This is a genomic window from Achromobacter sp. D7-1 (genome assembly GCF_059760445.1).
This window is the reverse complement of sequence record NZ_JCBAMT010000018.1, coordinates 66,483-93,407: the sequence shown is the minus strand read 5'-3', so window position 1 is coordinate 93,407 and position 26,925 is coordinate 66,483. Positions and strand designations below refer to the sequence as shown.

Here is a 26,925-nt window from a genome sequence, read left to right as displayed (position 1 = left end):
CAGTACACGCGGGGCCGCGCGACGCCACGGTCAGAACGAGTGGCTGATACCCACCTGGAACCCCTTCGAGTTGGCGCCCGGCACGCCTTCCGGCGCGACGTCACCGGTCACGAAAGCGGCGTTGCCGTCGTTCTTGATGAACGAGGCCGCGGTGTACAGCACCGTGCGCTTGCTGAGCGCATAGGTGTAGCCCAGCGCAAACTGCTGGGCGTCGTCGCCTTCGTATCGGCCGCTCTGGGTGGAACGCGAATACGACAGCTTCACATGGCCACCGCCCACGGGCACCGACGCGCCCGCCAGGGCCACGTGCTGCTTGTCCGGCCCGATCTTCTGCAGCAGATAGTTGGCGAACAGCTTCACCACGCTGAAGTCATAGCTGGCACCCAAGGTTGCCGTTTCGTAGTGGTCGCCGCCGCCCATCGAGGTTCTGCCATAAGCCGCCGCGACGTTGAGCGGACCGGACTGGTAGCCCAGCCGCCCGCCCGCATAATCGGCGCCGCGCAGATCCTCTTCGCGCGCATAGTTCAGGTGCCCATATATGCCGCCGAGCTTCTTGGGCAGGAAGTACGCCACCATGTTGCTGGCGCGCGAGAGCGTGGTGGCGCCTTCCAGCCCCAGAGGCCAGCCCTTGATGATGTTGCTGCTGCCGCCCACGCCCACGGTGCCGAAGGGCGAGAACGACGACACGTTCCAGAATGCCGCCGTGTAGTCCCGCCCCAGCCGCAGCTCCCCATAGCGGTCGTTGCTCAGGCTGATGGTCGAGCGCCGGGTCCAGTTCAAGCCTTGCGGCCCGCCCGAGGCCGGTAGGATCGGCGCCTCCAGCCAGAAGCCGACCGAGTTGCCATTGCCCAGGCTCTCCGTGCCGCGCATGCCGATGCGGCTGGGCAGCATGTAGCCGCCCTGGTCCATGCCGATCTTGGACGTGCTGCCCGCCGAGGCGCTGGTCACGTTCAGATCGATATGGCCGAACAGCGTCACCGACGACGATTGCGCAAACGCCGGACCGGCCAGCGCACAGGCGCCCAGCAAGCCGATTTTTCTAAGTATTGACATATCCCCCCTACCCCCCGCCTCAGTTGCCTACGCGTATGCCAGCGCCGCCGATCAGGCTGCCGGTGCTTTCCATTTCCCGGCTGATCAGCTCGGCGAATTGCTGCTGCGGCATCGGCGCGGGCTCGGCCCCCAGGTTCTCGAAGCGCTCGCGCGTGGTCTCCGAGCGCAGCGCCTGTTCGGTGCCGGCATGCAGCTTGGCCAGGACCGCCGGCGGCGTCGCGGCCGGCGCGAACATGGCCACCCAGAACTGCTGATCCACGCCGTGGTAGCCCGCTTCCGCGGTGGTAGGCACGTCCGGCAGCGCCGGCGTACGGCTGTCGGCGCTGATCGCCAGGGCGGTCAGCTTGCCGGCCTTGACCATGGGCAGCGCCAGCGGCAGCGGCAGGAAGAACCAGTCCACCCGGCCGGCGATCACGTCGTTGACCGCCTCCGGCGTGCCACGGTATGGCACGTGGATCGCCTGGATGCCGGTCGCCGCCCGGAACTTCTCTCCGGCGATGTGCGCGCCGCTGCCGCTGCCGGATGAGCCGTAGGTGTACTGGTCGGGTTCCGCGCGGGCACGTTCCACCAGGTCCTTCAGCGATTTGAAGTTGCGCGCGTTCGACGCGACGATCACGTTCGGCATCGACGCCAGCATGGTCACGGGCGCGAAGTCCTTGAGGGTGTCGTACTTGAGGTTGGCGTAGAGCGACTGGTTCGCCACATGGGCGGCGGAATGCACCAGCACGGTGTAGCCATCGGCCGCGGCGCTGGCCACCATGGTGGCGCCCAGCACGCCACCCGCGCCCGGCCGGTTCTCCACCACCACCGGCTGGCCGAGTTTTTTCTCCAGCTGTTCGGCCACCGTCCTGCCTATGACGTCGGTGGTCGACCCCGCCGTGAACGGCACCACCATCCTGATGGGGCGCGCCGGATAGTCCGGCTGCGCCAACAGCGTGGAGCTCAGCCCCACCGTGCCGGCCAGCGCGGTCGCGTATTGAAGGAAATGCCTGCGATGCAGTGTCATGGTTTGTCTCCTGATGTTCTTCTGCTGCGCGAAAAAAAGCCGATCGCCCAAGACGGACAGGCGATCGGCCAGATAAGACTTGTGCCGGATCAGGGTGCGAGCACGGGCCTGTCCTGCGCGCCCTCCAGCACCTTGATGTAGGCCTCGCGGGCCTGCGCCAGCGGCACCACGGCGTCCGGGCTCACCGGAAAGGACTGCAGGCTGCCGTCCTCGAAGCCGGGCAGCAGCTCGCGGAACACCGCGGCACAGCGGGCCGAGTCCAGCTTCAGGCTGTCCACGCCGATCAGTTGCAGGTCGCGGCGGTAGAAGGCCTGGATGTCGAAAGGCACGTTGCGGTCGGGCGTGGAAATGACGATCTGCCGGCCGCCCACCTTGAGCGATTCCAGCGCCGCGGCGAAGTACGGCGAGCCCACCGTGTTGTAGGCAATATCGGCGCCCGCCTGGCCGGTCAGTTCCATGACGCGCTGGGCGATCCCGTCGCGGCTGCCATCGATGACCGACACGCCCGACATCGCGTGGCCGACATAGCCTTCGCCGCCGCGCTCCACGCCGATCACCCTGGCGCCGACGCGGCTGGCCAGCTGGATGGCGGCCTGCCCGACCTTGCCGTTCGAGCCGAACACCACCACCGTCTGGCCCGCGCCGGACAGGCCGGCGCGGCGCAAGCCTTCGTAGGCGGTGACGAAAGGCACGCCCGCCATGGCCGCGCTGGCCGCGGGTATGTGCGCGGGCCTGCGCACCAGCGCCGCAACCGGCAGCAGCAGGTAGCGCGCGTGGGTGCCGTCGCGCGTAATGCCCAGGTCACCGCCCGTGCCCCAGACTTCCTGCCCGATCCATTCCCCGGGGCCGGCGATGACCTTGCCGGCGTAATCGCGTCCGGGCGTGCGCGGCCAGATGGCGTAAGGCATCATGCCCATCGCCGCCTTGACGTCGCTGGGATTGATGCCGGCGGCGCTGACTTCCACCACGGCGTGGCCTTCGGGCGCCTGCGGTACGGAGATGTCGACCAGGGTCGGCTGCAGGTCGGCGACGGCTGAGACGCGTTCGATCACGCGCAGGGCTTGGGTTTTCTGGCTCATGTCTGTCTCTGGATTCTGGTTGTTGCGGGCAAAGGCTGCCCTGGGCGCGGCATGCCGCACCGGGGTTGAGGACTGATGGGAAAGGCGCAATCAGGAGAGCGGCGGCTTGGGCATGCGGGTTTCGCCCGGTTCGAGCTTGAGCTCCACCTCCAGGCGATAGCTGCCGTCGCCCGACGGCTCGAACTTCCGCAACAGCGAACCGACCGCGCCGAACGCCGCGTCGCTGTATGCGTAGGCGTCATTGGCGTCGAAGATCTGGGTGGTAAGGACTTTATGGCCGGCGGCCGACGCGATGAAGTGCAGGTGCGCGGGCCGCATGTGGTTGCGCTGCTGCAAGGCCAGCAGGTCGCCGCAAGGGCCATCGATGGGTACCCCGTAACCGGCCGGCTTGACGCTGTCGAACCAGAACCGGCCGTCCTCGTCGGTCAGGAACACGGCCCGCAGGTTCATGTCTTCCTGGTGCGGATCCTGGTTCTCGTAAAGGCCGCTGGGCGCGGCTTGCCAGGTTTCCAGGCGGGCTCCCGCCAGCGGCTTGCCGTCAAGCGTACAGATGCGACCGGACACCAGCAGCCGGTCCCCCGTCGTATCTTCGGAGGCGATCGTCGCGCCGTTTTCGAGTACGGGCTGGTTGGCGCGCCAGAATGGCCCGATCAGCGCAGGCTCGGTGCCGCCGGCCTCGAGCACGCCCTCGGCGTCCATCAGCAACACCAGCGTGGCCACGCCCAGGATGTCGGCCAGCAATATGCCTTCGTGCCGCAGCGGATTGGTGGCCTGCCCCACCCGCACCATGAAGTCCAGGCCCTGGTGCAGTTCCTCGTAGCTCAGCTTCACGTCCGCCGCGAACGCGTGCAGGTGGCGGATCAAAGAATCCAGGACTACGCGGGTGCGCGGGTCCTGCGCCTGGTTGGCCGCCAGCACGGCTGCCAGCAGCGCTTGCGGCGTGGCGGGAATGGCGCGCGGCTCGCCGGGGGCGCGCGTCTGCGCGGAGGAATTGGCATGACTCATATACGTTCAATCCTGTAGTCTGACTAATGAAATTTGCGGGCCGCGCTTCAGTCGGCCGATATGCCGGCCTGGGATGCAACGGCTGCCCATTTGGGGACTTCCTGCGCCACCCGGGCCTGCAGTTCCGCGGCGGAACTGGCCACCACACGGAATCCAAGTCCGTCCAATTGCTTGCGGACCGGCTCCTTGCCCAGTACGTCGGCCACAGCCTTGTTGACGCGCTCCACCGTGGCGGCCGGGGTGCCCGCCGGCGCGAACAGGGCCTGGATGGTTTCGGAGCGGAAGTCCGCAAACCCGGCTTGCGCAATCGTCGGCACGCCGGAAAGCGCCGGCCAGCGCTCTTCGCCGCCCACCGCCAAGGCCCTGAGCTTGCCTTCCGCAAGAAAGGCTTGCGCCGCGGGCAGCGCGGAAAAAGCGCAGTCGACCTGGCCCCCCAGTGCTGCCACCACGGCGGGCGCGGCACCCGAGTACGGCACGTGCAGAGCCGTTACGCCCGCGCGCCGCCACAGCAGTTCGGCCGCCAGATGCACGCTGTTGCCGTTGCCCGGCGTGGCGTACGTGAGCGTGCCGGGGCTGCGGGCCGCAGCGTCCAGCAGGTCCTTGAGCGTGGCCAAACCGCTTTCGGCGCGCACCACGATGACGTCCGGCGAGCTGACCGCCAGGCTGACCGGCGCAAAGTCGCGCATGGGGTCGTAGGCGGGCCGCTCCCGGGCGATGGCCGGATTGGTGACGAATGACGAGGACACCAGCAGCAGCGTGCCGCCATCGGGCTCCGCCTTGGCGACCGAGGCCACCCCGATATTGCCGCCGGCGCCCGGACGGTTCTCCACCATCACGGTCTGGCCCAGGTAGGCCGGCAACTGCGCGGCCAGCAGGCGCGCGACGATATCCGTAGTGCCGCCAGCCGCAAACGGCACCACCAGGCGCACCGGCTTGCGCGAACTCCTGCCAAAGAAAGGAACGAGTTGCTTGGCCTGGCCGAGCGCGGGGACCGCGCAAAGCGCGCCCGTACAGGCGACAGCCCGCAGCACGCGTCGTCTTGCTATCAGCCGGGACAGGCCGTTGGCATCGCTCATTCCATAATCTCCTCGATGTTCTTTTTCTGATTGATGGCGTCACCCGAAAACTGGCGCACGCCATCCGCGGCCATCAGCTGTCCGCTTTTTCCTTCAGGAAGCCGTCCGTGCCATAGACCAGGCCGGTGTTTTCGGCAGCCCGCACCACGTCCGGATGCCAGGCGATGCGGCCGCATTCCTCATCGGTGCCGCCCACCACGGAATACACCACCAGGGCGTGCGGGTTGGGATTGCGGAATCCGCGCATCACGCCGATGGGGCAGGAAATCACGTCCCACTGGTTCAGCATGACCGAGTGTTCGCCCTTCTCGCCCCAGATCACTTCCATCTGGCCGTTCAGCGGGCAGAAGACTTCCTCGGTCTTGTGGGCATGCAGGCTGGCGCCCTGTCCCACGGGGATTTCGATGAAGGTCACGCCAAAGCGGTGGTTGCCGGGAATGGCCGGCTCCACGCCTTTGTTCTCCAGCACGCCGCGGTTCATGATCTTGTAGATGTTCTTCTTCATGCCCGGCAGGCGGCTTTCGATGAAGGTCTCGCGGTAGGGCTCGACCTTGCCCCAGCGCGCGATGCGGGTGGCTTCCATTTCCTGGACGTTGATATCCATGTCATTCCTTTTTTAGATGAGCTTCAAACAGAGATTTCGCTGCGCTTTTCTCGCGGCTGATGCAAGTTAAAGCCCTGCTCCATACAGCGTCCACTACCTTTTTCTTACCACTCTCATATAATTTTGTTATGACTCGTCCTGGCACTGGGAGCACGAACAGAAATGGATCTGCGGCAACTCCGCTACTTTGTCGTTCTGGCCAATCAGAGGCATTTCGGCCGGGCCGCAAGCGTCCTGCACGTGGCGCAGCCCGCGCTCACGCGCCAGATCCAGCTGCTCGAGGAAGAGCTCGGCGTGCAGCTCTTCGTGCGCCATTCGCGCGGCGCGTCCCCCACCGAGGAAGCCGCCTTCCTGCTGGAACGCGCCTCCTTCCTGCTGCGCTACGCCGAACAGCTCAAGCAGGACATGTCGGCCCTGCAACGCCATCCCAGCGGCCCCATCGTCATCGGCCTTTCCCCCGGACTCGCCATGACCCTTGCCGTACCCCTGACGCGCGCGGTGCATGAACAACTGCCCGAAGTCCGGCTGCGCTTCGTTCAAGCCTTCTCCCCCGCCTTGCACGAGATGCTGCTCAAGGGCCAGGTGGACCTGGCCGTGCTCAATGGTCCGGTTCCCCTGGCCAACCTGCTCACCTATCCCTTCCTGACCGAAGGCATGTGTCTCATCGGCCCGGCCACACCGCGCAAGACGCGGCCCGCCAAGATCGGCGTGCGGGACCTGGCCGAACTGCCCCTGGTGATGACCGGCCTGGCCAAGTCCGGCGTGCGGCTCGAACTCGAGGCCCAGGCGGCGCACGCGGGCGTGCATCTGAATCCGGTGGTGGAAGTGGAAACCATGGAAGTCGCCAAACGCCTCATCAGGGAAAAGGTCGGCGTCACCGTGCACTTCGCCGCAACCGTGCTGGAAGACATCGAGGAAGGCCGCCTGTCCTCCCAGCCGATCGAAGGCCTCAGCCTGCGCCGCATGCTGGCCCACCCGTCGGACCGGCCTGCCTCGCGCGCCACCAAGGCGGTGGTCGAGATCCTGCGCCAGGTCGCCCGCGAGTTGGTGGAGCAGAAACGCTGGCCGCACGCCACGCTGGACTTCTGAACCTGCCGCCGCAGGTCTCGGCATTTTTATCATCGTCCCGCGTTCCAGACGCAGGACGCAGCGTACGGTTGCCGCGTCTTCCAAAAGACCCTGCGATCGGGCAGGCATGAGCCGGCGCCGTCGCGCTCCCGGCATACACTGCTACGCGCTACGCCACACCCCGGACTCCGCCATGCAGACGATCCATCCATGATGTACCTCCTGTGGTCCTTGCCCGCCCTGGCCGTCATCGGCGCCATCGCCAGCGGGCGCGTGAACACGACCGCCGCCGCCGTCCTCGGCCTGCTTGCCGCCATACCGATCGCGCTGTACACGGCGCCCGCGTCTTTTGGCGTCGGCCAGCTTGGGCTGGCGCTGGAACGGGGTCTCTGGATAGGCTGGATCATCACCCCATACATTCTGGGCGGACTGCTGTTCTGGAACATGGCGGCGCAAGGACGCGCGACACGCGATGCGGCGGACGGCGGCAAGACCACCTTGGCCCATCCCCTGGCGCGCCGCCGGCTGCTGTTCTTCGCCTGTTTCCTGGTCGGCCCCTTCGCCGAGTCGGCCACCGGCTTTGGCGTGGGCATGCTGGGCACGGTGCTGCTGATCCGGCCGCTGGACCTGAAGCCGCGCGAGACCATGGTGTTCGCGCTGCTGAGCCAAACCCTGATTCCCTGGGGCGCCATGGGCAGCGGCACGCTGCTGGCCTCGGCCTATGCGCGCGTCCCGGCCACACAGCTGGCGTTGTACGGCATGGTGCCGGTGGCCTTGCTGACCGTGCTGTGGATGCTGCTGTACTGGCGCACCGCAAGGCGCGCGGGCTTGCGGGCCGAGCCCGCCGAGCATGTGCGCGAGGCCGCATGGATGATGGCGAGCCTGGCCGCGCTGAGCGCCGCGACGGCGCTGCTGGGACCGGAAACCGCGCTGCTGTCGGCCTATGGCCCGCTCATCGTGCTGCGCTTCCTGCTGGACCGCCGGCCGGACCGGCCCCGTATGAAGGCCGCGGCGCGCAAGGCCCTGCCCTACATCCTGATGATTGCATGGTTGGTCGCCACGCGCCTGCTGCCGGGCCTGAACAGCGGCCTGGGCGGACTGGCGGCGTTCCGGCCGTTTGTGGACCTGCCAGGCTGGATGCCCTTGCTGCATGCCGGCAGCTGGCTGATCATCGGCGCCGTGTTGATCGCGGCCGCATGCCGTCAGCGCGGCCTGCTCGTTACCCAGGCGCGCGCGGCCTGGACCACCGGACGCCACGCCGTGTACTCGGTATTCCTGTTCGCCATGATGGCCGAGGTGCTGGCGGGCGCGGGTATTTCGCAAGCCTACGCCGACGGCCTGTTCGCTGGCCTGAAGGACTGGACCATCCTGATCACGCCGGTGCTGGCCGGCGTATTCGGCATCCTGGCCAATAGCGGCAACGCGCCCAACAGCCTGTTCATGCCGGCGCAGCTGTCGCTGGCATTGAATGCGGGCCTCAGCGTGCCAGCGGCGGCCGCGCTGTTGCATGTGTCCGGCACGTCCATGGGGATTTTCTCGCCGGTGCGGATGTCGATCGCGGCGGGACTGGCCCATGGCCGCGGGGAAGAGCGCGGCGTGTATGTGCAGTTGCTGCCGTACGCGCTGGCGGCCTTCGGCCTGCTGTTGGGCCTGGCAGTACTGGTGGTGCTGGCGGGATCCTGAGCCAGGCCGGCTTGCGGCCGGCCGCAGGTTGCCGCCTCAGGCGTTCGCGTACATCCTCAGGATTCCGTGTCCGATCACGCCCTGGCTGAGCGCGTATTGGCGGAACGCGTCCAGCGGCATCGGCCGGCCGTGGAAATAGCCTTGCGTCACCTGCACGCCCAATGCGCGCACCATCTCGAGCTCTTCATGGGTTTCGATGCCCTCGGCCACCACCGTCATGTCCAGCGACCGCGCCATTTCGATGGTGCAGGCCAGGATGCTTTGGGCATGCCCCTGCCGGCCGGCACGGGCGATCAGGTCGCGGTCGATCTTCAGTTCGTCGAAGGGCGCGCACAGCAGGCGGTCGAGCGACGAATCCCCTGTGCCGAAGTCGTCGATCGCGCAGCTGAAGCCGCGCAGGCGCAATTGCGTGATGGCGCCAGCCAGCGCCCCGTTGGAGCGCGCGCCGCCGTCCTCGGTGATTTCGATGACGACGCGGTCTGGCTCCACGCCCGCCTGTTCCGCGCGGTCGGCCACGTCCTGGGCCCAGCTGATGGAGCTGGCGACAACCGCCGGCACATTGATGCCGATGACGCAATCCGGGCGGCTGCCCAGTTCGCGCTGCGCTTCGAAAGCGCGCGCCAGCATGTAGCCGGTCAGGGGTTCGAGCAGGCCGGTGGCCTCGAAGGCTGGCAGAAACGCCGCGGGAGGCACCATCGCCCCGCCATCCCCGGCCCAGCGGGCCAGTGTTTCGGCGCCGCGCAACTCGCCGCTCGCCGCACAATGCTGCGGCTGAAAATATGCCGTGATTTCCCGCTGCGCCAGGGCGCGCAGCAGGCGTTCCCGATTCAGGCCGGCCAGGACCGCGCCGCTGCTCTCGGCCGCGGCGCGTACCGTGGCCGCGCCGTCGGCCAACGCCGAACGGGCCAGCGACTCGATCAATGAAATCAGGCAGGCCGCTTCCAGGGGTTTGCCCAGAGCGGCGATAATGGGCAGCCCGCGGTTCCTGGCATAGCTTGCCGCGGCCTGCAGGATGCGGGATGGATGGCTGCTGGCGATGGCGATGCCGCCGCAGCCGCCGGCATCGGCCAGCGCGTCGATCATCTGCAGCCCCGTGCGGTCGGCCATGTCGAGATCGACGATGACCAGGTCCCACTGCCGCTGCCGGATCGCCGCCACGGCCGACTCGCCGTCATGCGCCATTGCCACCTCGGGTACGCCGATCTTGGCCAGCATCCGCACCAGCGCGCAACGTTGGATTTCGTCTTGATCGACAATCAGGGCGGATTTGAGCATGATGTTCCAGATGAACGGAGGACCAGCGGCTGGGCCGTGGCACGCAGAAGGCCGGCGGCAGAGGCGGTGAGTTGCCGGCCAATTCATTGTTCCACCGGTCGCCATGAACCGAAATCAGCCCAGTCCTATTTTGCCGATCGCAGCGCGAAGCATTGCGTCGCAGCGATGCCGGCCATTCCGTTGCTGCCCACGTCATCCTGCTTTCGTTCCTGTCGCGGCCGCCGTATAACGACGTCTTGGCCGTCTGCCCGGGACAGCAAGCCCGGCCGGCGCGGCGTCAACCCCCAACCAGGTGTCATCCAGCATGAAGGCATATTTCCACGACGATCAGAAACTGCACCACCCGCAGACCTATTTCTCGCGCGGCAAGATGCGCACCCCCCAGGAAGTGCCCTCGCGCCTGGACGCGCTGGCAGAGGCCGCGCGCAAGCTGGGCTTCGACGTTCAAGCCCCGCCCGACCAGAGCGCCGGCGCGATTTCGGCGGTCCACACGCTGGATTACCTGCGCTTCCTCCAGGGCGCGCACGCCGCCTGGAAACAGCTGCCCGATGATTGGGGCGACGAGGTCGTCTCCAACGTCTTCGTGCGCGAGCCCAACGCCCTGCGCGGCGTACTGGCGCAGGCCGCGCGCTACCTGGCCGACGGCAGCTGCCCGGTCGGCCCGCACACCTGGCATTCGGCCTACTGGTCGGCGCAATGCGCCATCGCCGGCGCCGACGCGCTGCTGGCCGGCGATCGCCACGCCTACGCCATCTGCCGCCCGCCCGGCCACCATGCGCGACGCGACGCCGCCGGCGGCTTCTGCTACCTGAACAATGCCGCCATCGCCGCGCAGCGCCTGACCTCGCGCTATCCGCGCGTGGCCATCCTGGATACCGACATGCACCACGGCCAGGGCATCCAGGAAATCTTCTACGAACGCAGCGACGTGCTGTACGTATCCATCCACGGCGACCCGGAAAACTTCTATCCCGTGGTCGCCGGCCATGCGGACGAGCTCGGCGCTGGCCCAGGCTATGGCTACAACATCAACCTGCCCATGCCGCACGGTTCGCCGGAGTTGGTGTTCTTCGACAAGCTGGCCGAAGCGCGCCGCGCCATCGAACTGTTCCAGCCCGACGCCCTGGTGCTGTCGCTGGGCTTCGACATCTTCGAAAAAGACCCGCAAGCCATGGTCGCCGTCAGCGAGAACGGCTTCGAACGCCTGGGCCGGGAAGTCGGCGGCCTGAAACTGCCCACCCTGGTCGTGCAGGAAGGCGGCTACTACATCGAAGGGCTGGAATCGAACGCCTCGCGCTTCTTCGGCGGACTGGCTTCGGCCTGAACCCGTACCCGGCCGGCGTCCCGCCGCGGACGCCGGTCGCGCGCCACAGCCGCGGGCAAACGCGACGCTAGTGGTTTTCCCTAAAAATGGAAAAGCCCGGTTCACAAGCCGGACCGCCTCCGGTACATTTCGTCCAGTGGCCTGACCACTGGGCCACCAGATATCCGGACACTCCCAGCCATGCCGGGAGTGCGACGCAAGACAAGCCTGGGCAGAGCCTTTACCCTCTACATCCCGATCATCCACCCGAACGCCACAATGACCTCTCTCCAGGCCGTCGCCTCCACCCGCCTCTACCGCATGATTGCCGACCAGATCGCCGCGCGCATCAAGGCGGGCGACTTCCCTGCGGGCGGGCGGCTACCGGCCGAACGCGAGTTGGCCGAGCAGTTGCAGGTCAGCCGCGCCTCGGTGCGCGAAGCGCTGATCGCGCTGGAAATCGAAGGGTATGTGGAAGTCCGCGTGGGCACCGGCGTGTTCGTGAACCAGGCGCGCGAAGACGGCCAGTACCAGTCGCCGCAGCCAGCCACGGTCGCCGCCAACGGCGTCGAAGCCACGGACATCGGCCCCTTCGACCTGCTCGAAACCCGCTTGCTGCTGGAGCCCGAATGCGCGGCCCTGGCGGCGCAGAAAGCGTCGCCAGCCCAGATCGCGGCGATCCGCGCGGCCCATGAAGGCATGTCCCTGACCGAATCGCCCAGCGTGCACGACCGCGCCTTCCACAGCGCGATCGGCGCGGCCTGCGGCAACGCCGCGCTGGCCGCGGCAATCTCCCATATCTGGCACCTCAGCACTTTGAGCCCGGTGTTCACCCGTCTTGAAGAGCACTTCGTGACCACCAAGGTGTGGAGCGAAGCCCAGCAGGAACACGAACGCATCCTCGCGGCCATTTCCGACCGCGATCCCATCCGCGCGCGCCACGCCATGCACGACCACCTGGTCGGCATCCTGGCCCGCCTGCGGGAAGACTTCGGCAGCGCTGGGATCCGATGATTTGATGAACGCCTGAACCCCGGCCTGAGAACCAGGCCCCTTCCCTTACCGACCGTGCAAGCACCGCCGGCGCAAAACGCGCCGCCCGCGGCAAGGGGAGCGGCTTGCCTGCCGATACGCACGCAGCAGTTCCGCAGCACCCGCAATACCCGTAGGCCCCATACCTAAAACACATCAAGGTGAAAACATGCAGCTGACCCGTACCGTGAAGCTTTTGAGCGCGGCGCTATTGGCGCTTGGCGCCCATGCCGCCCAGGCCAATAAGGCTGACAACTCCCTCAACATTGCCTTCGATGCGGCGCCCGCCACGCTGGACGCCTACAAGGAATCGGACCGCCCCGGCCTGGCGCTGGCGCGCATGGTGTTTTCGGGGCTGCTGCAGAAAAACCAGGACACGGGCGAATTCGGTCCGGCCATCGCCACCGGCTATAAGTTCGTGGACGACACCACCATCGAACTGCCTATCCGCAAGGACGTGAAGTTCCACGACGGCTCGCTGCTGACCATCGACGACGTGCTGTACACGCTGAACCTGGTGTCCTCGGAAGGCTACAAGGCGCGGTTCCAGAACCAGGTCGCCTGGATCGCAAAGGCCGAGAAGGCTTCCGACGACACCGTGCGCATCAAGATGAAGACGCCCTACCCGCTGGCGTTGGAGATGCTGTCGGAAAACCTGCCGATCTATCCGCGCAAGTACTACGAGGCCAACCAGTCCGACATGGGCGCCAAGCCCATCGGCACCGGCCCCTACCGCCTGGTGGAAAGCCAGCCCGGCAGCCGCTACGTATATGAACGCTTCGAAGACTACTTCGGCGCCAAACCGGCCGTGCAGAAGCTGGTGGTGCGCGTGTTGCCCGACGCCAACACCCAGTACGCCGAACTGCTCTCCGGCGGCCTGGACTGGATCTGGCGCGTCCCGCCCGACGTGGCCAAGCGCATGGAAAAGCAGTCCGCCGTCACGGTCAAGAGCAGCAGCATCATGCGCATCAGCTACATCTCCCTGAACCCGCAATTTGACGGCGGCAAGTCGCCGCTGGCCAAGCAGGAAGTGCGCCAGGCCATCAACTACGCCATCGACCGCGAAGCCATCCGCAAGGCTTTGGTCGGCGGCGCGTCCAAGGTCATCAACGCGGCCTGCAACCCGGCCCAGTTCGGCTGCGCCGCCGAGGTGGAGTCCTACAAGTTCGACCCGGCCCGCGCCAAGCAGCTGCTGGCCCAGGCCGGCTACCCCAACGGCGTGACATTGGACCTGGTGATCTCGGCCCCTCCGCGCGCCATCCTGGACGCCGCCGCCGCGCAGATGGCGCAGGCCGGCATCAAGCTGAACCTGGTCGAACAACAGTACGGCACCGCCATGACCAACTGGCGCGAAGGCAAGATCGCCATGCTGTCGTCCAACTGGGGCTCCTACGGCATCGCCGACGCGGCGCTGTCGACCAGCAACTTCTTCCGCGGCGGCCCGGATGACCAGGCGCGCAATCCGGAAGTCATCAAGTACCTGGAAACCGCCGACACCTCCGTGGACCGCGAACTGCGCGCCAAGAACTATGCCGCCGCCCAGAAGATCGTGGCCGACCAGGCCTACTGGGTGCCGCTGTGGAACCACTCGCTCAACGCCGTGCAGGCCAAGGACCTGAATTTCTCGGTCGACGGCGACGAGTTCCCGCGTTTCTACAAGGCCCGCTGGAACTGACCGGCCCCGCCGGCATGGCCCCGTTCCCTGGCCCAAGCGGGCGGGAACGGCGGTCCTCCGGCGCACACCGTCATAGGTAGCCCCATGATTGCATTCCTGTTCCGTCGCCTGGTGGTGTCCGCGCTGCTGGTGGTGTTCGTCTCGCTGATCAGCTTCTCGCTGGTGTTCGCTTCCGGCAATCCGGCGGCGCGCCTGGCTGGCGAAGGCAGCGCCGCCGACGCGGCCCGCCTGGCGCAGCTGCACGGCTTCAACGACCCGATCCTGGTGCAGTACGGCCGCTGGCTGGCCGGCGTCGCCCGCGGCGATTTCGGCGACAGCCTGTACTTCAGCCGCCCCGTGGCCGAACTGCTGACCCAGCATTTCCCCGCCACCGCCAAGCTGGGCCTGGCCGCGATGCTGTTTGCGCTGCTGCTGGCGATACCGCTGGGCGTGCTGGCAGGATTGCGCCGCGGCTCGCTGATCGACCGCGGCACCATGCTGCTGTCGGCCTGCGCCCAGGCCATGCCGCCGTTCTGCCTGGCCTTCCTGCTCATCATCGTCTTCAGCGTGCGCAACCAATGGCTGCCGGCCTCGGGCTTCGACAGCTGGAAGCACTACGTCATGCCGGTCACGGCGCTGGGCCTGTTCGCTATGCCGGCGATGCTGCGCCTGATGAAGTCCGAAATGGAAACCGTGCTGGCCACCGACTACATCCGCACTGCGCGCGCCATGGGCCTGGGCGGCGCCAGCGTGGTGCTCAAGTACGCGCTGCGCAACGCCTTGCGGCCGCTGGTGTCGCTGGCCGCGGCCCAGATGGGCACGCTGCTGGCCGGCTCCGTCGTCATCGAGACCGTGTTCGCCATCAATGGCGCGGGCCTGCTGGCCTGGACCTCGATCCTGCGCGGCGACTTTCCCACGATGCAGGCGCTGATCCTGATCTTCGCCTTGATCTACATCGTCCTCACCCTGGTCGCCGATCTGGTCAACGGTTGGCTCGACCCCCGCGTGCGAGTTTCATCATGAGCAGCGTCATCGCCTCCTCTCTTCCCGTCCGCTCGCGCGGCGAACGCGCGGCCCGCTATGGCCGCAACTTCGGCCTGGCCATGCTGGCGCTGCTGGTGCTGGCCGGCCTCCTGGGTCCCTACCTGGTCCCGCATGATCCCTACACGCAAGACCTGCTGGCCCGTCTGCAGGAGCCCGTCTGGAGCGAGGACGGCAGCTGGAATCACATCCTCGGCACGGACCAGCTGGGCCGCGACGTGCTAGCGCGGGCGCTGTACGGCGTGCGCGTGTCGGCGCTGATCGGCCTGTCGGTCGCGTTGATGGGTGGACTGATAGGCACCACGCTGGGCGTGGCGGCGGGCTACTTCGGCGGCGCGGTGGATCGCGCCGTGTCCTTCCTGATCACCGCGCGCCTGGCCCTGCCCATCATCCTGGTGGCGCTGGCGGTGGTCTCGGTGGTGGGCGCCTCGCTCACCGTGGTGGTGCTGGTGCTGGGCCTGCTGCTGTGGGAACGCTATGCGCTGGTGGCCCGGACCATGGCGGCCGGCCTGCGCAACGCCGAGTTCGTCACGGCCTCGCGCTTGCAGGGCTGCACCCACCTGCAAATCATCTGGCGCGACATCCTGCCCAATCTGGTGGGCAACCTGCTCATCATCGGCACCGTGGACGCGGCCATGGCGATCACGCTGGAGGCGTCGTTGTCGTTCCTGGGCCTGGGCGTGCCGGCGCCGATGCCGTCGCTGGGCCTGATGATCGCCGAGGGCAAGGAAAACATGCTGTTCCAGCCCTCGCTGGTGGTGATTCCCAGCGTGGTCCTGTTCGTGCTGGTGCTGTGCGTGAACCGCGCCGGCGAAGCGCTGCGCGCCGTGCAAATGAAGAAGGGCTGATCCCATGACCGCAAACAGCCAACCCCTGCTGCGGGTCGAAAACCTGCACATCGACATCCACACACCCACGCACACCAAGCACGTGGTGCGGGCGGTGGACTTCAGCCTGGAACGCGGCAAGACCCTGTGCATCGTCGGCGAATCGGGCTGCGGCAAGTCGCTGACCGCGCTCGCCCTGCTGGACCTGCTGCCGGCAGCCGCGCGCCGCCGCGTGGCCAAGCTGGAGTTCGCCGGCCAGGACCTGGCCGCGCTCACGCCCTCCGAGCTGGCGCAGCTGCGCGGCGCGCGCATCGCCATGATCTTCCAGGATCCGATGACTTCACTGAACCCGGTGTTCCCCATCGGCACCCAGCTGGTGGACGTGCTGCGCCGGCACAAGCGCGTCAGCCGCCGCGAGGCCGAGGAGCGCGCCGAATACCTGCTGCGCCGCGTCGGCATCGCCAATCCCCGCGACCGCATGCGGCAGTATCCCTTCGAGTTGTCGGGCGGCTTGCGCCAGCGCGTGATGATCGCGATGGCCCTGATGTGCGGCCCCGAACTGCTGATCGCCGACGAGCCCACCACCGCGCTGGACGTGACCGTGCAGGCCGAGCTGCTGGACCTGCTGCGCGACATCCAGGCCGAGTTCGGCCTGGGCATGGTGTTCATTTCCCACGACATGGGCCTGGTGGCGCGCATCGCCGACCACGTCATCGTCATGTACGCGGGCGACATCGTCGAAGGCGGCAGCGTGCGCGAAGTGCTGGAGCAACCCAGCCATCCCTATACCGCGATGCTGCTGAACTGCATCCCCCAGCCCGGCCGCACCGCGCCGCGCGCCGACCTGCCCACCATCGCCGGCGCCGTGCCCTCGCTGGACGCCGCTATTCGCGGCTGCGCCTTCCGCGAGCGCTGTCCGGTGGCCGAAGCCCGCTGCGCCCAGCCCTTCCCGGCGCGCGTGCAGGGCGCACACCGCTGCCTGTGCATCAAACCCGGCGCAATGCGCCTAGGAGCCACGGCATGAGCCGCCCGACCGCCACATCCGCCAGCATCAGCCTGAACGCGCTGTGCTTCCAGTACGGCCGCGCCAGCCTGTTCTCGCGTCGTCCCGCCCCACGCATCCTGCATGACATCGACCTGCACGTGCCCGCCGGCCAGACCATCGGCCTGGTGGGCGAATCCGGCAGCGGCAAGTCCACCATCGCCAAGCTGATGCTGGGCCTGCTGGCGCCGACGCAGGGCCAGGCGCTGCTGGACGGCAAACCACTGGCCGCGATGCCGGCGCGCGCCCGCGCCCGCCGCATCCAGATGGTGTTCCAGGATCCGTACTCCTCGCTCAACCCGCGCCGCACCATCAACGAAATCCTGACCGCGCCGCTGCGCACGCATGGCATCGGCAATGCGGCCTCCCAAGCCGCCGCGGTGCGCCGGATGATGGACGCCGTGGGCCTGGTGCCGGCCTTCGCCGCGCGCTATCCGCGCGAACTATCGGGCGGCCAGCGCCAGCGCGTGGCCATCGCGCGTGCGCTGATGCTGGAGCCGCAGCTGCTGATCTGCGACGAGCCCACTTCCGCGCTGGACGTGTCGGTGCAGGCGCAGATCCTGAACCTGCTGATGGAATTGCAGCGCGAGCGCGGCCTGGGCTATCTGTTCATCAGCCACAACCTGGCCGTGGTGCAGCACATCGCCGATGAGATCGTGGTGCTGCAAGGCGGCCGCGTGGTCGAGCGCGGCTCCGCCAGCCAGGTCTACTTCGAGCCGGTCCATCCGTACACGCGGCAGCTCATCGGCGCCACCCTGTCGGTGCCGCAGGCGCAGGAGCTGGCGGCATGAGCCCTCAGAACGCACGCCACCTGCTGCTGGTCGGCAACGACCAGAAGGTCACCTGGGACGACGGCCAGATCCGTTTCCTGGCGCCGGGCAATGACAGCCTGTGCGTCTACGACGCCGGCGCGAATCCCGCCGCTCCTGAACTGGTCGCCACCCTTTCCCTGCCCAACTCGCTGTTCGGCCCGCCGGTCAACCTGGCCGTCACGCCGGACCAACGCCTGGGCCTGATCGCGGATTCCATGGACTGGCGCGCACGCGCCGATGGCGCCGGCTGGCAGCCCGAGCCTGGCCGCGGACTGTACGTGATCGACCTGGAAGCCAATCCGCCGGCCATCGTGCAGCGGCTGGAGGTCGGGCTGCAGCCTTCGGGCCTGGCCATCAACCGCGCCGGCACGCTGGCGCTGGTGGCCAACAAGGCCGGCCGCTCCGTGTCGGTGCTGCGCATCGCCGGCAAGCGCGCCGAAGTCTGCGGCGAAGTGGACATGGGCACCCCAGTGGTGGCGGTGTCTTTTGCCGCCGACGGCCGCCGCGCCTTCGTGGTCAAGACCGACAGCCATCGCCTGGGCCTGCTGCGCATAGACGAGAGCGGTGCAAACCCCATCGTGACCCATGATCCCGCCGAGGACCTGACCACCGGCCTGGTGCCGTTCAACCTGGTGGTGTCGCCAGACGGCGCGCTGGCGCTGGTGGTGGACATGGGCAGCCCGACCGCGTCGGACGGCCACGCGGACTCGGTCAGCGTGGTGGATCTGCGCGCCGATCCGCCGCGCGTGATCGACCGCGTCATGGTCGAAGACGGCCCGGAAGGAATCGCCATCAGTCCCGACGGCCGCTACGCGGCGGTCGCCATCGTGCAAGGTTCGAACAACCCGTCCAGCGCCTGGTTCCACCATCCGCGCGGGCAGATCGTATTGCTGCGTATCGACGGCCAGTCCGTGACCCGCGCCGGCGCCATCGAGGTCGGTGCGCTGCCCGAGGGCGTGGCCTTCAGTCCCGACAGCCGTTATCTGTACGTCGGCAATTTCCTGGATGCCGAAATGCAGGTCCTCGCCGTGGGCGACCACGGCCTGAGCGACACCGGCACCCGCATCGCCCTGCCTGGCCGGCCCGCATCGATGCGCGCGCAATCCTACTGACCCTACCCATTTCCCCCTGCTCCCGGAGTTCCGCCATGACCATCGCTCCTCAAAAGAAACAAACCTTGCTGGCCGCCGCCCTGCTCGCCCTCGCCGGCCTGGCGCCGCTGTCGGCCCATGCCCTGGACATCAAGCTCGGCCATGTGCTGGCGCCCAGCCACAGCTGGAACAAGGCCGCCGAAGGCTTCGCCGCCGAGGTCAAGGAAAAGACCGCCGGCCGCGTCAATTTCGTGCTGTTCCCCAGCGGCCAGCTCGGCAATGAAAAGACCATGCTCGAAGGCCTGCAGATCGGCAGCCAGGGCGCGGCCATCATCGGCTCGGGTTCGCTGCAGCCCATCGAGCCCAAGTTCGGCGTGGTGGAGCTGCCCTATACCTGGTCCACCTCACAGCAGGCCTACAAGGCGTTCGACGGCGAGTTGGGCGAGGCGCTGGCCAAGCTGGCGGACAAGAAGAACCTGACCATCATTTCCTGGTGGGAAAACGGCTTCCGCCACGTCACCAACAACCGCGGCGCGGTCGCCAAGCCTGCCGACCTGGCAGGCCTGAAGACCCGCGTCACGCCCGACAAGATGCGCCTGGACACCTTTACCGCGCTGGGCGCCAACCCCGCGCCGCTGGCCTTCGGCGAACTGTACTCGGCGCTGCAGCAGAAGGTGTTCGACGCCCAGGAGAACCCGCTGTCCATCATCTACACCTCGTCTTTCTTCGAAGTGCAGAAGTACCTGTCGCTGACCGGCCACGTCTGGGGTCCCGCCAATCTGATCATCTCCAAGCCGGTCTGGAACCGCATCTCGGCTGACGACAAGAAGATCGTGCAGGCAGCCGCCGACAAGTGGCGCGACGCCCAGCGCCAGATGATCACGGATGGCGACCAGCAGTTCATCGCCCAGTTGAAGGAAAAAGGCATGCAGGTCAATGAGGTCGACAAGCCCGCCTTCGCCGCCGCGGTCGCGCCGGTGTGGAAGACCTACTCGGTCACCTACGGCCCCGAGCTGATGGCCCTGGTGCAGAAGTACCGCGAGGCCAAGTAATGCTCAACCGACTGTCCGCGATCCTGTCGGGCATCAGCAAGGCCTTCGCCGCCCTGGCGGTGGCCTTGCTGGCGATCCTGATTTCCTACGTGGTGTTCGCCCGCTTCGTCACCCACACCACGCCGCACTGGGCCGAGGAATTGCCGCGCCTGGTGCTGGTGTGGTCCGCCTTCATCGGCGGTGTCGTCTGCAGCTTTGAGCGCTCGCACCTGATGGCGGGGCTGCTGCCCTTCGTGGTGCGCAATCCCCGCATCCTGAATGTCTTTGAACGCATCAACCAGGCGCTCATCATCGTCGGCCTGGCGGCCCTGGGCTACGCCGGCTGGCAGCTGGCCGAACTGACCATGGACCAGACCCTGCCGGCGCTGGATGTGTCGGCCGGCGTGGTGTATCTGGCGCTGCCCTTCGCCTGCGCCATCACCATCGTGGTGCATCTGGCCCAGCTGTTCTCCGCCGCTCCCGCCGCTGCAAAGGATTAACAAGATGTCTACGGGTGCTCTCTTCCTGATGGGCGTGTTCGCGGTCACGGTGCTGATCGACATGCCCATCGCTTTCGGCCTGGTGCTGTCCTGCCTGGCCTACCTGGCGGTCTACGATTCCGCCCCCATGATGGTGGCGGCGCAGCAATATGTGGTGGGACTGGACAGTTTCACGCTGCTGGCGATTCCGCTCTTCATCCTGGCCGCGCAGTTGATGAACGGCGCCGGCCTGACCCAGCGCATCGTGCGCCTGTGCGCCGCCATCGTCGGCGACATCAAGGGCGGCCTGGCCGTGGTGGCCGTGCTGGCCTGCCTGATGTTCGGCGCGCTGTCCGGCTCGGGCGTGGCCGACGTGGTCGCCATCGGCAGCCTGCTGCTGCCCGCCATGGCCCGCAGCGGCTACGACAAGGGCTTTTCCTGCGCCCTGGTCGGCAGCGCCGGCGCCACCTCCACCATCATCCCGCCCAGCATCGTGCTGATCGTCTACGGCACCATCACCGACACCTCGGTGGGCAAGCTGTTCGTGGCCGGCATCATTCCGGGCATTCTGCTGGGGCTGTCGCTGATCGGCGTGGCCATCTGGCAATCGCGCAAACACAACTGGGCCGGCGGCCAGCCCTTCAGCTGGCCCGAGCTGCGCGCCGCGGCGATCGACGCGTTGCCTGCCCTGATGGTGCCGGTGCTGATCATCGGCGGCATCCGCTTCGGCATCTTCACCGCCACCGAGGCCGCCTCCAGCGCCATCATCTACGCCTTGCTGATCGGCTTTTTCTGGTACCGCACGCTGAGCCTGAAGTCGCTGTGGGACAACCTGAAATCCACGGGCGAGAGCAGCGCGTCCATCCTGCTCATCATCGGCGCGTCGGGGCTGTTCGCCTGGGTGCTGGTGGCCGAGCAGGTGCCGCAGGCGCTGTCCACGCTGCTGGTCGAATGGACCGACAGCAAGACCGCCGTGCTGCTGGTGCTGACCGTGGTGCTGCTGCTGCTGGGCACCTTCATGGAAGCGATCCCGGTCATCATCATCGTGGCTCCGGTCGTGATGCCGGTATTGGCGCACTACAACATCGATCCGGTGCACTTCGGCATCCTGCTGTCGATCAACATGGCCATCGGCGCCAACACGCCGCCGGTCGGGGTCGACCTGATGGCTGCTTGCAAGATCGGCGGCATCAACATGATGCAGACCCTGCGCCCCCTGTCCTGGATGATGCTGGCCATGACCGCGGTCATGCTGCTGCTGACTTTCGTACCCGAACTGGTGCTGTTCCTGCCGAGGCACGTGCAATGACCCCTATCACTCCCTCCCGCCGTCCCCCGTTCCTGCGCCGCAGCTGGATGTTCGTGCCCGGCCTGGACGCCAACGCCCAGGCCGACGGCCTGGCCAGCGGGGCCGATGCCCTGGTCGCGGATCTGGAAGAGTTCACCGCCCCGGCGGATCGGCCAGCCGCGCGCCCATTGATTGCAGAGCTGTTCGGCCGCTGCCGCGCCCTGGGCGTGGTGGCCGCGGTGCGCATCAACAAGCTTGAAGACGACGGCCTGGCGGACCTGCGCGGCGTGATGCCGGGCGCGCCGGACGCGGTGTTCCTGCCGCACGCCGAAAGCGCGGCGCAGATCGCCGCCCTGGACCAGGCAATCACCGCGCTGGAAGCCGAACTCGGCCTGCCCGCCGGCAGCACCGAGATCGTGCCCACGCTGGAGTCGGCGCTGGGCGTGCACCGCGCCTATGACATCCTGACCGCCAGCCCGCGCGTGTCCGCCTGCCTGCTGGCGGCCGAGGACCTGAGCGCCAGCCTGGGCGCCGAGCGCGGCAAGGACGGCATCGAACTGCACCACGTGCGCGCCCGCTTCCTGCTGGATTGCACCGCCGCCGGCTGCCTGCCGATCGACTGCCCGTTCAACTACCGCGACATGCCGGCGCTGGAAGCCGATGTGCGCTGGGCCCGCCGCCTGGGGCTGAAGTCCAAGTGCGCGACGGTGGCCGACCAGGTCAAGCTGATCCACGCCGTGTTCACGCCCGCCCCGGATGAAGTCGCGGCAGCGCAAGATTGCGTCGTCCGCTACGAAGCCCAGCGCGCCGGCCGCCATGATGCCGAGCGCATCGATCCGCCTGTCTACAACACCGCGCGCCGCCTGTTGGCGCGCCATCACCAATTCGAACGATGGGCCGCCGAGCGCCGCGCGCAGGCCGTCCCGCAACAAGGAGACTCCGCATGACGTCAGCCGCAATTCCCGAACGCAATGGCGGTCAGATCCTGATGCAGCAGCTGCGCATCCATGGCGCGCGCCGCGTGTTCATGATCCCCGGCGAAAGCTATCTGCCCTGCATCGACGCGCTGAACGACCACACCGATGCCATCGAAGCCATCGTCTGCCGCCAGGAAAGCGGCGCGGCCTACATGGCCGAGGCCTATGGCAAGCTGACCGGCGAGCCCGGCATCTGCTTCGTCACGCGCGGCCCGGGCGCCACCAACGCCAGCATCGGCGTGCATACCGCCTTCCAGGATTCCACCCCGATGATCCTGTTCGTGGGCCAGGTCGGCAATGATTTCATGGAGCGCGAAGCGTTCCAGGAGATCGACTACCGCCGCATGTTCGGCCAGATGGCCAAGTGGGTGGCGCAGATCGACCGCACCGACCGCATTCCCGAGTACATCTCGCGTGCCTTCGCCGTCGCCACCAGCGGCCGGCCGGGGCCCGTGGTGCTGGCCTTGCCCGAAGACACGCTGTGGGGCCGCGCCCGCGTGGCCGACCTGCCGCGCTACCCGCGCGTGCACAGCCACCCTGGCGCCGCCGACCTGGACCGCATGACGCAATTGCTGGATGCCGCCCAACGGCCCTTCCTGCTGCTGGGCGGCAACGGCTGGCACCAGACCGCCATCGACCAGATCGCCGGCTTTGCCGAGCGCTTCGAGCTGCCGGTGGGCACCGCCTGGCGCCGCCTGGAGTGCTTCGACCAGCGCCACCCCAACGCCGCCGGCCACGTCGGCTGGGCCATGACGCCGGAACTGCGTCAGCGCCTGCGCGACGCCGACCTGGTGCTGGCCGTGGGCACGCGCATGGGCGAGGCCACTACCGAAGGCTATACCGTCATCGAAAGCCCGCTGCCGCGCCAGCAGCTGATCCACGTGTACCCCGACGCCGCCGAGCTGGGCCGCGTGTTCTCGCCGACCCAGGCCATCGTGGCCGATGTGGCCAGCTTTGCCGCCAGCGTGGCCGGACTGGTCCCCGGCCACAAGACGGCACGCAGCGCCGCCGTGCGCGCGGCGCACCAGGAACTGGTCGACAGCCTGGAACCGCTGGCCTCGCCCGGCCCGATGAGCCTGGACCAGGCCGCCGCCTACGTCGACGCGCATGTGCCGGCCGACGCCTGCATCACCGTGGGTGCGGGCAACTATGCGCTGTATCCGCATCGCTACCGCCGCTATGCCGGGCCGGGCACCAGCCTCACGCCCACCGTGGGCTCCATGGGCTACGGCCTGCCGGCGGCTATCTCGGCCAAGCTGGAAGACCGCAAGCGCACGGTGGTGTGCTACGCCGGCGACGGCTGCTTCCAGATGAACATGCAGGAACTGGGCGTCGCGCTGCAGTACCGGCTGGGCGTGGTGGTGCTGGTATTCAACAACGGCATCTGGGGCACCATCCGCGCGCACCAGGAACGCGAGTTCCCGGCCCGCACCATCGCCCTGTCCTTCGAAAATCCGGACTTCACCCAGATCATCCGCGGCTACGGCGGCTATGGCGAGGCCGTGGAAGACACCGCCAGCTTCGGCCCCGCCTTCGAGCGCGCGCTGGCCTTTGCCGAACGCGAGAACCTGCCGGCCCTGCTGGAAATCCGCTACGACGCCAACGGCATTTCGCCGGGCGAAACCCTGATGGGCATCCGCGAGGCCGCGCTGGCCCGCAATGCCGCCGCCAGCCACTGACACAGAGGGATTCCAATATGACGACGACTATCTCGATCAACGGACAGCGGCTGTGGCAGTCGCTGATGGACCTGGCGCGGATCGGCGCCACGGCCAAGGGCGGCAACTGCCGCCTGGCGCTGACCGCGCTGGACGGCCAGGGCCGCGACCTGGTCACCGGCTGGATGCGCGATGCCGGCCTGACGCTGCGCGTGGACCAGGTGGGCAACATCTTCGCCCGCCGCGCCGGCCGCAACAACGATCTGCCGCCGGTCATGACGGGCAGCCACATCGACACCCAGCCCACCGGCGGCAAGTTCGATGGCTGCTACGGCGTGCTGGCGGGCCTGGAAGTCATGCGCAGCCTGAACGACCACGGCGTGGTTACGGAAGCGCCGCTGGAAGTGGCTATCTGGACCAACGAGGAAGGCTCGCGCTTCGTGCCCGTGATGATGGGTTCGGGCGTGTTCGCCGGCAAGTTCCCGCTGGAAGTGGCGCTGTCCGCCACCGACCGCGACGGCAAGTCGGTGGCCGACGAGTTGGCCGCTATCGGCTACGCCGGGACGGACCCCGTGGGCGGCCGCCCGGTGGGGGCCTACTTCGAGGCCCACATCGAGCAGGGCCCGATCCTGGAGCACGAGGAAAAAGTGGTCGGCGTGGTGACCGGATCGCTCGGCCTGCGCTGGTACGACGTGACCGTCACCGGCATGGAAATGCATGCCGGCCCCACCCCGATGCCGATCCGGCGCGACGCGCTTTATGCCGCCAGCTACCTGCTGCAGGCGGTCGTGGAGATCGCCAACGGCAATCAGCCGCATGGCCGCGGCACCGTGGGCGAGATCCATGCGCACCCCGGTTCGCGCAACGTCATCCCGGGCCAGGTGCGCTTCACGGTGGACCTGCGCCACGAGGACGAAGCCACGCTCACCCGCATGGACCAGCGCTGGCACGAGATCTGCGCGGAGATCGCGCAGCGCCACAACGTGGCCGTGGACGTGAAGCATGTGCAGTATTTCCCGCCCACGCCGTTCGACCTGGACCTGGTGGGCAAGGTGCGCGACGGCGCCGCCCGCCGCGGCCTGGCCGCCATGGACATCGTCACCGGCGCCGGCCACGACGCGGTCTACATGGCCGCCGTCACGCCCACCGCCATGATCTTCGTGCCTTGCAAGGACGGCGTCAGCCATAACGAGATCGAGGACGCTAAACCCGCCGACCTGGAAGCCGGCTGCAACGTGCTGCTGGACGCCATGGTGGCGCGCGCCAACGCCCAGGAGGCCAGGTCATGAGCCAGGACGCCGCCTACTGGCGCGCCCGCGCCGCCGCGCTTGCCTTCAACGGTCAGGCCTACATCGATGGCGCCTACTGCGGCGCGGCCGATGGCGCCACCTTCCCCGCCACCAGCCCGATAGACGGGCGCAAGCTGGCCGACGTCGCGTCTTGCGGCGCGGCCGACGTGGACCGCGCCGTGCAGGCCGCCCGCCGCGCCTTCGAGGCCGGCGTCTGGAGCGGCCTGGCGCCGCGCCAGCGCAAGCAGCATCTGCTGCGCCTGGCCGCCCTGATCGACGCGCACCGCGAGGAACTGGCGCTGCTGGAAACCCTGGACATGGGCAAGCCGATCCGGGACGCGCTGGCCTTCGACGTGCCGGAGACCGCGCGCTGCTACGCCTGGTACGCCGAAGCCATCGACAAGATCTACGACGAGATCGCCCCCACCGGCCCGGACGCGCTGGCGACCATCACGCGCGAAGCCCTGGGCGTGGTGGCGGCGGTGGTGCCTTGGAACTACCCCTTGATGATGGCCGCCTGGAAAGTCGCGCCCGCACTGGCGGCCGGCAACAGCGTCATCCTCAAGCCGGCCGAACAGGCCTCGCTATCGGCCATCCGGCTGGCGGCGCTGGCCGAAGAAGCCGGCATCCCCGCCGGGGTCTTCAGCGTGGTGCCCGGCCTGGGCGCGCAGGCCGGCCAGGCGCTGGGCCTGCATCCCGACGTGGACTGCATCGCCTTCACCGGCTCCACCGCCACCGGCAAGCGCTTCATGGAGTATTCGGGCCAATCGAACCTGAAGCGCGTCTGGCTGGAATGCGGCGGCAAGTCGCCGCACATCGTGTTCGAGGACTGCCCCGACCTGGACCGCGCCGCCCAGGCCGCGGCGCTGGCCATCTTCTCCAACCAGGGCGAAGTCTGCATCGCCGGCTCGCGCCTGTACGTGCAGGACGGCATCTACGACGCCTTCATGGCCAAGGTCGCGGACTACGCCGCCACGCTGCAGCCCGGCGATCCGCTGGACCCCGCCACCGCCATGGGCGCCATGGTCGATGAACGCCAGATGCGCGGCGTGCTGGCCCGCATCGAGGCAGGCTCCGCCGAAGGCGCGCAGCTGCGCATGGGCGGCCGCCAGGCCCTTGGCGCCACTGGCGGCTACTACATCGAACCGACGATTTTCGATTGCGCCAGCCAGGACAGCAGCCTGGTGCGCGAGGAGATCTTCGGCCCGGTGCTGGCCGCGCAGCGCTTCGCCACCGAGGACGACGCGCTGCGCCTGGCCAACGATTCGATCTACGGCCTGGGCGCTGGCCTCTGGACCGCCAACCTGTCGCGCGCCCACCGTCTCTCGCGCCGCCTGCGCGCGGGCCTGGTGTGGGTCAACTGCTACGCCGACGGCGACATTACCGTGCCGTTCGGCGGCGTCAAGCAATCCGGCTTCGGCCGCGACAAGTCGCTGCATGCGCTGGACAAGTACAGCGATCTGAAGACGACCTGGATCAGCCTGACGGTTTGATCCCCCGGCGGACGCCTGCGCGGCGTCCGCCATCCATGCCATTTCGCGTTATCTGCTTG

General features: G+C 67.9%; 24 protein-coding genes. 17 read left to right on the top strand and 7 right to left on the bottom strand.

Annotated elements, in window-relative coordinates; genetic code table 11:
* Positions 1 to 30: 30 nt before the first annotated feature.
* The 6 genes from AC6LKD_RS10720 to AC6LKD_RS10695 all read right to left on the bottom strand — a co-directional run bounded on the left by AC6LKD_RS10720 (position 31) and on the right by AC6LKD_RS10695 (position 5,823).
* Positions 31 to 1,053 carry a porin gene (locus AC6LKD_RS10720; RefSeq protein WP_498116176.1) on the bottom strand — a complete coding sequence of 341 codons (1,023 nt, stop codon included), beginning with the start codon at positions 1,051 to 1,053 and terminating at the stop codon, positions 31 to 33.
* A 19-nt stretch (positions 1,054 to 1,072) separates the two neighbouring features.
* Positions 1,073 to 2,059, bottom strand: a complete 987-nt coding sequence (locus AC6LKD_RS10715) for a Bug family tripartite tricarboxylate transporter substrate binding protein (RefSeq protein ID WP_498116175.1) — start codon at positions 2,057 to 2,059, stop codon at positions 1,073 to 1,075.
* Positions 2,060 to 2,148: 89 nt separating this feature from the next.
* Positions 2,149 to 3,138 (bottom strand): quinone oxidoreductase family protein, encoded by a 990-nt coding sequence (locus AC6LKD_RS10710; RefSeq protein WP_498116174.1) that lies wholly within the window; start codon positions 3,136 to 3,138, stop codon positions 2,149 to 2,151.
* A 90-nt stretch (positions 3,139 to 3,228) separates the two neighbouring features.
* Positions 3,229 to 4,143 (bottom strand): dioxygenase family protein, encoded by a 915-nt coding sequence (locus AC6LKD_RS10705; protein WP_498116173.1) that lies wholly within the window; start codon positions 4,141 to 4,143, stop codon positions 3,229 to 3,231.
* Positions 4,144 to 4,190: 47 nt separating this feature from the next.
* Complete coding sequence (locus tag AC6LKD_RS10700; protein WP_498116172.1) at positions 4,191 to 5,219, bottom strand: tripartite tricarboxylate transporter substrate binding protein; 1,029 nt, start codon at positions 5,217 to 5,219, stop codon at positions 4,191 to 4,193.
* 73 nt (positions 5,220 to 5,292) lie between these two features.
* A complete protein-coding gene (locus AC6LKD_RS10695) occupies positions 5,293 to 5,823 on the bottom strand; it encodes a cupin domain-containing protein (RefSeq protein ID WP_013393743.1) in 531 nt (176 codons plus the stop codon).
* A 162-nt stretch (positions 5,824 to 5,985) separates the two neighbouring features.
* Between AC6LKD_RS10695 and AC6LKD_RS10690 the strand changes: the two genes are divergently transcribed.
* The gene (locus AC6LKD_RS10690) at positions 5,986 to 6,912 is read left to right on the top strand and encodes a LysR family transcriptional regulator (protein ID WP_498116171.1); all 927 of its coding nucleotides are present in this window, start codon (positions 5,986 to 5,988) and stop codon (positions 6,910 to 6,912) included.
* A 189-nt stretch (positions 6,913 to 7,101) separates the two neighbouring features.
* A complete protein-coding gene (locus AC6LKD_RS10685) occupies positions 7,102 to 8,574 on the top strand; it encodes a hypothetical protein (protein WP_498116170.1) in 1,473 nt (490 codons plus the stop codon).
* 36 nt (positions 8,575 to 8,610) lie between these two features.
* Here the strand turns inward: AC6LKD_RS10685 and AC6LKD_RS10680 are convergent, their stop codons facing one another.
* A complete protein-coding gene (locus tag AC6LKD_RS10680) occupies positions 8,611 to 9,849 on the bottom strand; it encodes an EAL domain-containing response regulator (protein WP_498116169.1) in 1,239 nt (412 codons plus the stop codon).
* 304 nt (positions 9,850 to 10,153) lie between these two features.
* Between AC6LKD_RS10680 and AC6LKD_RS10675 the strand changes: the two genes are divergently transcribed.
* The 15 genes from AC6LKD_RS10675 (at position 10,154) to AC6LKD_RS10605 (ending at position 26,866) form a co-directional block, all read left to right on the top strand.
* Entirely contained in the window at positions 10,154 to 11,173 is a 1,020-nt protein-coding gene (locus tag AC6LKD_RS10675) for a histone deacetylase family protein (protein WP_498116168.1), read from the top strand.
* 258 nt (positions 11,174 to 11,431) lie between these two features.
* Entirely contained in the window at positions 11,432 to 12,166 is a 735-nt protein-coding gene (locus AC6LKD_RS10670) for a FadR/GntR family transcriptional regulator (RefSeq protein ID WP_498116166.1), read from the top strand.
* A gap of 187 nt (positions 12,167 to 12,353) precedes the next feature.
* Positions 12,354 to 13,859, top strand: coding sequence for an ABC transporter substrate-binding protein (locus tag AC6LKD_RS10665; protein WP_498116165.1), 1,506 nt, complete (start codon positions 12,354 to 12,356; stop codon positions 13,857 to 13,859).
* An 84-nt stretch (positions 13,860 to 13,943) separates the two neighbouring features.
* Positions 13,944 to 14,861, top strand: a complete 918-nt coding sequence (locus tag AC6LKD_RS10660) for an ABC transporter permease (protein ID WP_498116164.1) — start codon at positions 13,944 to 13,946, stop codon at positions 14,859 to 14,861.
* Positions 14,858 to 15,727 carry an ABC transporter permease gene (locus tag AC6LKD_RS10655; protein ID WP_013393735.1) on the top strand — a complete coding sequence of 290 codons (870 nt, stop codon included), beginning with the start codon at positions 14,858 to 14,860 and terminating at the stop codon, positions 15,725 to 15,727. The genes AC6LKD_RS10660 and AC6LKD_RS10655 overlap by 4 nt, the downstream gene beginning before the upstream one ends.
* A 4-nt stretch (positions 15,728 to 15,731) precedes the next feature.
* Entirely contained in the window at positions 15,732 to 16,730 is a 999-nt protein-coding gene (locus AC6LKD_RS10650; RefSeq protein WP_498116163.1) for an ABC transporter ATP-binding protein, read from the top strand.
* A complete protein-coding gene (locus AC6LKD_RS10645) occupies positions 16,727 to 17,539 on the top strand; it encodes an ATP-binding cassette domain-containing protein (protein WP_498116162.1) in 813 nt (270 codons plus the stop codon). Before AC6LKD_RS10650 ends, AC6LKD_RS10645 begins: the two co-directional genes overlap by 4 nt.
* On the top strand, positions 17,536 to 18,672 hold the full coding sequence (locus AC6LKD_RS10640) for a YncE family protein (RefSeq protein WP_498116161.1): 1,137 nt from the start codon (positions 17,536 to 17,538) through the stop codon (positions 18,670 to 18,672). The genes AC6LKD_RS10645 and AC6LKD_RS10640 overlap by 4 nt, the downstream gene beginning before the upstream one ends.
* Before the next feature lie 35 nt (positions 18,673 to 18,707).
* Positions 18,708 to 19,703: a TRAP transporter substrate-binding protein gene (locus tag AC6LKD_RS10635; RefSeq protein WP_207464682.1), complete on the top strand. Its 996-nt coding sequence runs from the start codon at positions 18,708 to 18,710 to the stop codon at positions 19,701 to 19,703.
* Positions 19,703 to 20,182: a TRAP transporter small permease gene (locus AC6LKD_RS10630; RefSeq protein ID WP_207464680.1), complete on the top strand. Its 480-nt coding sequence runs from the start codon at positions 19,703 to 19,705 to the stop codon at positions 20,180 to 20,182. The genes AC6LKD_RS10635 and AC6LKD_RS10630 overlap by 1 nt, the downstream gene beginning before the upstream one ends.
* A 4-nt stretch (positions 20,183 to 20,186) precedes the next feature.
* On the top strand, positions 20,187 to 21,470 hold the full coding sequence (locus AC6LKD_RS10625; protein WP_498116159.1) for a TRAP transporter large permease: 1,284 nt from the start codon (positions 20,187 to 20,189) through the stop codon (positions 21,468 to 21,470).
* A complete protein-coding gene (locus tag AC6LKD_RS10620) occupies positions 21,467 to 22,396 on the top strand; it encodes an HpcH/HpaI aldolase/citrate lyase family protein (RefSeq protein ID WP_498116158.1) in 930 nt (309 codons plus the stop codon). The genes AC6LKD_RS10625 and AC6LKD_RS10620 overlap by 4 nt, the downstream gene beginning before the upstream one ends.
* Complete coding sequence (locus tag AC6LKD_RS10615) at positions 22,393 to 24,105, top strand: thiamine pyrophosphate-binding protein (protein WP_498116157.1); 1,713 nt, start codon at positions 22,393 to 22,395, stop codon at positions 24,103 to 24,105. Before AC6LKD_RS10620 ends, AC6LKD_RS10615 begins: the two co-directional genes overlap by 4 nt.
* A gap of 17 nt (positions 24,106 to 24,122) precedes the next feature.
* Positions 24,123 to 25,373, top strand: coding sequence for a Zn-dependent hydrolase (locus tag AC6LKD_RS10610; RefSeq protein ID WP_498116156.1), 1,251 nt, complete (start codon positions 24,123 to 24,125; stop codon positions 25,371 to 25,373).
* Positions 25,370 to 26,866 carry an aldehyde dehydrogenase gene (locus AC6LKD_RS10605; protein WP_498116155.1) on the top strand — a complete coding sequence of 499 codons (1,497 nt, stop codon included), beginning with the start codon at positions 25,370 to 25,372 and terminating at the stop codon, positions 26,864 to 26,866. Before AC6LKD_RS10610 ends, AC6LKD_RS10605 begins: the two co-directional genes overlap by 4 nt.
* The last annotated feature ends 59 nt before the right edge of the window (positions 26,867 to 26,925 follow it).

Bases quoted from the DNA above. Each gene is read 5' to 3' on its own strand.
- AC6LKD_RS10700 (WP_498116172.1), bottom strand. From the start codon at position 5,219: ATGAGCGATGCCAACGGCCTGTCCCGGCTGATAGCAAGACGACGCGTG.
- AC6LKD_RS10645 (WP_498116162.1), top strand. From the start codon at position 16,727: ATGAGCCGCCCGACCGCCACATCCGCCAGCATCAGCCTGAACGCGCTG.
- AC6LKD_RS10665 (WP_498116165.1), top strand. From the start codon at position 12,354: ATGCAGCTGACCCGTACCGTGAAGCTTTTGAGCGCGGCGCTATTGGCG.
- AC6LKD_RS10720 (WP_498116176.1), bottom strand. From the start codon at position 1,053: ATGTCAATACTTAGAAAAATCGGCTTGCTGGGCGCCTGTGCGCTGGCC.
- AC6LKD_RS10710 (WP_498116174.1), bottom strand. From the start codon at position 3,138: ATGAGCCAGAAAACCCAAGCCCTGCGCGTGATCGAACGCGTCTCAGCC.
- AC6LKD_RS10610 (WP_498116156.1), top strand. From the start codon at position 24,123: ATGACGACGACTATCTCGATCAACGGACAGCGGCTGTGGCAGTCGCTG.
- AC6LKD_RS10690 (WP_498116171.1), top strand. From the start codon at position 5,986: ATGGATCTGCGGCAACTCCGCTACTTTGTCGTTCTGGCCAATCAGAGG.
- AC6LKD_RS10695 (WP_013393743.1), bottom strand. From the start codon at position 5,823: ATGGATATCAACGTCCAGGAAATGGAAGCCACCCGCATCGCGCGCTGG.
- AC6LKD_RS10705 (WP_498116173.1), bottom strand. From the start codon at position 4,143: ATGAGTCATGCCAATTCCTCCGCGCAGACGCGCGCCCCCGGCGAGCCG.
- AC6LKD_RS10660 (WP_498116164.1), top strand. From the start codon at position 13,944: ATGATTGCATTCCTGTTCCGTCGCCTGGTGGTGTCCGCGCTGCTGGTG.
- AC6LKD_RS10670 (WP_498116166.1), top strand. From the start codon at position 11,432: ATGACCTCTCTCCAGGCCGTCGCCTCCACCCGCCTCTACCGCATGATT.
- AC6LKD_RS10605 (WP_498116155.1), top strand. From the start codon at position 25,370: ATGAGCCAGGACGCCGCCTACTGGCGCGCCCGCGCCGCCGCGCTTGCC.
- AC6LKD_RS10620 (WP_498116158.1), top strand. From the start codon at position 21,467: ATGACCCCTATCACTCCCTCCCGCCGTCCCCCGTTCCTGCGCCGCAGC.
- AC6LKD_RS10630 (WP_207464680.1), top strand. From the start codon at position 19,703: ATGCTCAACCGACTGTCCGCGATCCTGTCGGGCATCAGCAAGGCCTTC.
- AC6LKD_RS10675 (WP_498116168.1), top strand. From the start codon at position 10,154: ATGAAGGCATATTTCCACGACGATCAGAAACTGCACCACCCGCAGACC.
- AC6LKD_RS10635 (WP_207464682.1), top strand. From the start codon at position 18,708: ATGACCATCGCTCCTCAAAAGAAACAAACCTTGCTGGCCGCCGCCCTG.
- AC6LKD_RS10655 (WP_013393735.1), top strand. From the start codon at position 14,858: ATGAGCAGCGTCATCGCCTCCTCTCTTCCCGTCCGCTCGCGCGGCGAA.
- AC6LKD_RS10615 (WP_498116157.1), top strand. From the start codon at position 22,393: ATGACGTCAGCCGCAATTCCCGAACGCAATGGCGGTCAGATCCTGATG.
- AC6LKD_RS10680 (WP_498116169.1), bottom strand. From the start codon at position 9,849: ATGCTCAAATCCGCCCTGATTGTCGATCAAGACGAAATCCAACGTTGC.
- AC6LKD_RS10625 (WP_498116159.1), top strand. From the start codon at position 20,187: ATGTCTACGGGTGCTCTCTTCCTGATGGGCGTGTTCGCGGTCACGGTG.
- AC6LKD_RS10650 (WP_498116163.1), top strand. From the start codon at position 15,732: ATGACCGCAAACAGCCAACCCCTGCTGCGGGTCGAAAACCTGCACATC.
- AC6LKD_RS10685 (WP_498116170.1), top strand. From the start codon at position 7,102: ATGATGTACCTCCTGTGGTCCTTGCCCGCCCTGGCCGTCATCGGCGCC.
- AC6LKD_RS10640 (WP_498116161.1), top strand. From the start codon at position 17,536: ATGAGCCCTCAGAACGCACGCCACCTGCTGCTGGTCGGCAACGACCAG.
- AC6LKD_RS10715 (WP_498116175.1), bottom strand. From the start codon at position 2,059: ATGACACTGCATCGCAGGCATTTCCTTCAATACGCGACCGCGCTGGCC.